The organism is Methylobacterium sp. WL103, from assembly GCF_008039885.1.
Classification (GTDB): Bacteria; Pseudomonadota; Alphaproteobacteria; order Rhizobiales; family Beijerinckiaceae; genus Methylobacterium; species Methylobacterium cerastii.
The window spans coordinates 1-3932 of the sequence record NZ_VRUX01000408.1 but is presented as its reverse complement, the minus strand read 5'-3'; the positions used below and the strand labels follow the sequence as shown (position 1 = coordinate 3932).

4 protein-coding genes and 1 pseudogene are annotated in these 3932 nt (G+C 72.9%); 2 read left to right on the top strand and 3 right to left on the bottom strand.

The features are described 5' to 3' along the window. Positions 1-171 (bottom strand): annotated as a pseudogene (locus tag FV222_RS31335) (GNAT family N-acetyltransferase); the annotation flags it as partial. Between the two features lie 176 nt (positions 172-347). Between FV222_RS31335 and FV222_RS19485 the strand changes: the two are divergent. After that, a complete protein-coding gene (locus FV222_RS19485) occupies positions 348-1073 on the top strand; it encodes a tyrosine-protein phosphatase (protein ID WP_147750543.1) in 726 nt (241 codons plus the stop codon). Between the two features lies 1 nt (position 1074). Here the strand turns inward: FV222_RS19485 and FV222_RS19480 are convergent, their stop codons facing one another. Both FV222_RS19480 and FV222_RS19475 read right to left on the bottom strand, forming a co-directional pair. Then, on the bottom strand, positions 1075-1935 hold the full coding sequence (locus FV222_RS19480) for a prephenate dehydratase (RefSeq protein WP_147750544.1): 861 nt from the start codon (positions 1933-1935) through the stop codon (positions 1075-1077). A gap of 7 nt (positions 1936-1942) precedes the next feature. Then, on the bottom strand, positions 1943-2686 hold the full coding sequence (locus tag FV222_RS19475) for a 3-deoxy-manno-octulosonate cytidylyltransferase (protein WP_147750545.1): 744 nt from the start codon (positions 2684-2686) through the stop codon (positions 1943-1945). A 369-nt stretch (positions 2687-3055) separates the two neighbouring features. Between FV222_RS19475 and FV222_RS19470 the strand changes: the two genes are divergently transcribed. Then, the coding region (locus FV222_RS19470; protein ID WP_147815429.1) for a cytochrome c family protein at positions 3056-3932 on the top strand (877 nt) is incomplete at its 3' end.

The window sequence follows — 3932 nt, the reverse complement described above, 5'->3', positions numbered from 1 at the left end:
CCTCAGCGCGGCGCGCCACCACGCGCCGTCGCGCTGGGCGATCAGCCGCTCCAGGGCGACGCCCGGGATGATCCCGCGATAGGCCTCGCGCCACGCCGCATCGAACACCGCCGACAGCGCGCCGACATCCGCGTTGCGGGCCCGGCGGATGCTCGTGGTGCGGGTGCTCATGGCCGGACCCTTCCGTTCGGTCGTGCGGTTCGCGAGGGGCAACCCGCGTCGGGCCGTCAGGTTCTCCCGCGATCGGGGCGAACAGAAGGCAGCCGACGACAGGCAAGGGCGATGCCGAATTGCCGCCCACCGGGTGCGGTGATAGGGCCTGCCCCGCGACGCAGCCCCGAGAGCCCGTGTTCAACCGCTTCCTCAGCCCCGAGACCCGCTACGCCCGCCGCATGGCCCGCATCGAGCGCTTCGCGCGCCCGATCAGCGGCGCGCCGGCACGCCTCGGCGCCTGGGCGAACATGCTGTTCGTCGACCACGGCATCTTCCGGATGGCCTACCTCAACCGCCATCCCGTCGGCACGGGCAAGATGTGGCGCGCGGCCCAGCCCGGGCCGCACCAGCTCGCGCGCTTCCGCGCCGAGGGGGTGCGCACGGTGGTCTCGCTCCGCGGCGGGCGCGAGCACGGCTCGTGGCCGCTGGAGCGCGAGGCCTGCGAGCGCCAGGGGCTCAAGCTCGTCGAGTTCGTGCTGCGCTCCCGCGAGGCGCCCTCGCGCGAGACGATCCTGGCGGCGCGCGACTTCTTCGCCGGCCTCGAATACCCGGCGGTGATGCACTGCAAGTCGGGCGCGGACCGGGCGGGCCTCGGCGCCGCCCTCTACCTGATCCTGCACGAGAACCGCCCGGTGGCGGAGGCGGCGCGCCAGCTCTCGGCCCGCTACGGCCATTTCCGCTTCGCCAAGACCGGCATCCTCGACGCGTTCTTCGCGCGCTATCGCATCGAGGGGGAGGCGCGGGGCCTCGACTTCCTGACCTGGGTCGAGACCGTCTACGACCCGGAGGCGCTGAAGCGCGGCTTCCGGCCGGGCTTCTGGTCCGACGTGGTGGTCGACCGGGTGATCGGGCGGGAGTGAGCTATTCCGCCGCCGGCCGCGCCGCGTCACGGAACGGGTGGGCCGGATAGGTCCCGACGATCCGCAGCTCGCGCGAGAAGTACGCCAGCTCGGCGAGCGCCCGGGCCAGCCCCGGCTCCTCGGGGTGGCCGTCGACCTCGGCGTAGAACTGCGTCGCGGTGAACTCGCCGTCGACCATGTAGCTCTCGAGCTTCGACATGTTGACGCCGTTGGTGGCGAAGCCCCCGAGCGCCTTGTAGAGCGCCGCCGGGATGTTGCGCACCCGGAAGACGAAGCTCGTCACCATCGGCCGGTCGTCCGAAGCCGCAGGCAGGGCGTCGGGCCGGAACACCACGAACCGGGTGGTGTTGTGGGCCTCGTCCTCGACATCGCGGGCGAGGATGTCGAGGCCGTAGACCTCCGCCGCCAGAGCCGGCGCCAAGGCCGCGCGGGACGTATCGCCGGCCTCCATCACCTCGCGGGCGGCGCCCGCGGTGTCGCCGGCCACCACCGCCTTGAGGCCGAGCCGCCGGATGATGCGGCGGCACTGGCCGAGCGCGTGGACGTGGGTGTGGACGGACTTGAGGTCTTCCAGCTTCGTGCCCGGCAGGACCATCAGCTGGAAGTGGATCGGCAGGAAGTGCTCGGCGACGATGTGGAGCGCCGAGGTCGGGATCAGGTGGTGGATGTCGGCGACGCGGCCCGCGATCGAGTTCTCGATCGGGATCATCGCGGCCTGCGCCCGGCCTTCGGTGACCGCCGCGAAGGCGTCCTCGAAGGTGGGGCAGGGGAGCGGCGTCCAGTCCGGGTAGGCCTCCGCGCAGATGATGTGCGAGTTGGCGCCGGGCTCGCCCTGGTAGCTGATGGTCTTCGGATCGGTCATCGGATCGTCAGTTGAGGCGGCGGGCGCCGAGCAGGGCGCGGGCGCGCTCCAGGTCGGCGGGGGTGTCGACGCCGAGCGGCAGGTCGTCGACGATCGCGGCGTCGATGCGCATCCCGGCCTCCAGGGCGCGGAGCTGCTCCAGCTTCTCGCGGGTCTCGAGCTCGCCCGGCGGCAGCGCCATGAAGCGCGTCAGCGCCCGGCGGCGGTAGGCGTAGAGGCCGATATGGTGGAACAGCGGCCCGTCGCCCCACGGAGCGCGGGCACGGGTGAAGTACAGCGCGCGCAGGCGCTCCGGCCCGACCGTGTGGCCGACGAGCTTGACCACGTTCGGGTCGTCGGCCTCGGCCGGATCGGTGATCGGCGCGCACAGCGTCGCGATGTCGACCGCCCGGTCGGCGAGCAGCGCCACCGCCGCGCCGATGGCGCGCGGGTCGATCGTCGGCAGGTCGCCCTGCACGTTGACGACGACGTCGTGGTTCCCCTGCGGGTCGACGATCTCCAGGGCCTCGGCGAGCCGGTCGGAGCCCGACGGGTGGTCGGCCCGCGTCATCACCGCGACGCCGCCCACCGCCTCGACCGCGGCGGCGATCTCCGCGGTGTCGGTGGCGACCACCACCGGGCCGATGCCGGCCTCGACCGCGCGGCGCCAGACGTGGACGATCATCGCCTCGCCGGCGATCAGCGCCAGAGGCTTGTTCGGCAGGCGCGTCGCCGCGAGGCGGGCGGGAATCAGGACGAGGGGATCGGACATCCGTCGGCGATCTCGGGCGAGCGACTTTGAGGCGGCGATTTGGGGCCAGCGATCCGGCCGCGGACGGGTGCTTAACAGGCGCCCGCCGCCTTGTCATCGAAGGCGCCGGCGCGCGGTCGTACGCCCCGCTGGGTGTACGCCAAACGCCCCGCGGGGGCACGCCACAGGCCCGGTTCGGGCACCCGAGGGCGCCCGGGCGCGTTGGGTGGCGGGCGGCGTGCGACCAATCGTGTGGCCGTCGTCACCCGATCCGCCATTGTCAAGGTCGGCTTGGAGCGGCTAAGCACCCTCGAAATCTTCCAAAGTCCGGCGCCGGCACGCCGGGCGTGGGCCGGCCCGCCGCGCAGCGCGACAGGAGTTGAAGAGAGCATGGACTCGTTCGAGCTGAACAAGGTGGCCGGTGCGGTCCTCGGCGCCCTGCTGTTCGTGGCCGGATCGGGCTTCGTCGCCGAGCTGATCTACCACCCCAAGCCCGCGGGCAAGGCCGGCTACGACCTGCCGGAGGCCAAGGAAGAGAGCGCCGCCGCGCCCGAGGCCGCCAAGGTCGAGCCGATCGCGGTGCGCCTGGCCTCGGCCAACGTCGAGAAGGGCCAGGGCGGCACCAAGGCCTGCCAGGCCTGCCACAGCTTCGAGAAGGGCGGCCCGAACAAGGTCGGCCCGGACCTGTGGGAGGTGGTCGAGCGCAAGAAGGGCGGCCACGAGGGCTTCGAGTACTCGGCCGGGATGAAGGAGAAGGGCGGCGCCTGGACCTACGCCGACCTCGACGAATTCCTCACCAGCCCGAAGGCCTACGTGAAGGGCACGAAGATGGCGTTCGCCGGCATCTCGTCGCCGCAGGAACGCGCCAACGTCATCGCCTACCTCCACACCCTGTCGGACAGCCCGAAGCCGCTCCCGGTGGCCGAGAAGGCGGCGGAGGCCAAGCCTGCGGACGCGGCCAAGCCGGCCGACGCGGCGAAGCCCGCGGACGCCGCCAAGCCCGCCGAGAAGCCGGCTGATGCGAAGGCTGCCGAGAAGCCGGCCGACAAGCCGACCTCGGAGAAGCCGGCCGCCGGCAAGGCCTCCGAGGGCAAGGACAGCCCGGCCAAGCCCGCCGACGTGAAGACCGACAAGCCCGTCACCGAGAAGCCGCCGGGCGCGCCCGCCGGCGCCGGGTCCGAGAACCGCAACGCGGTCGAGCAGAAGTCGGCGCCCGAGAGCAGCGGGCCGTCGCCCTCCTCCGACACGGCGCCCGCGCCGACCGCGC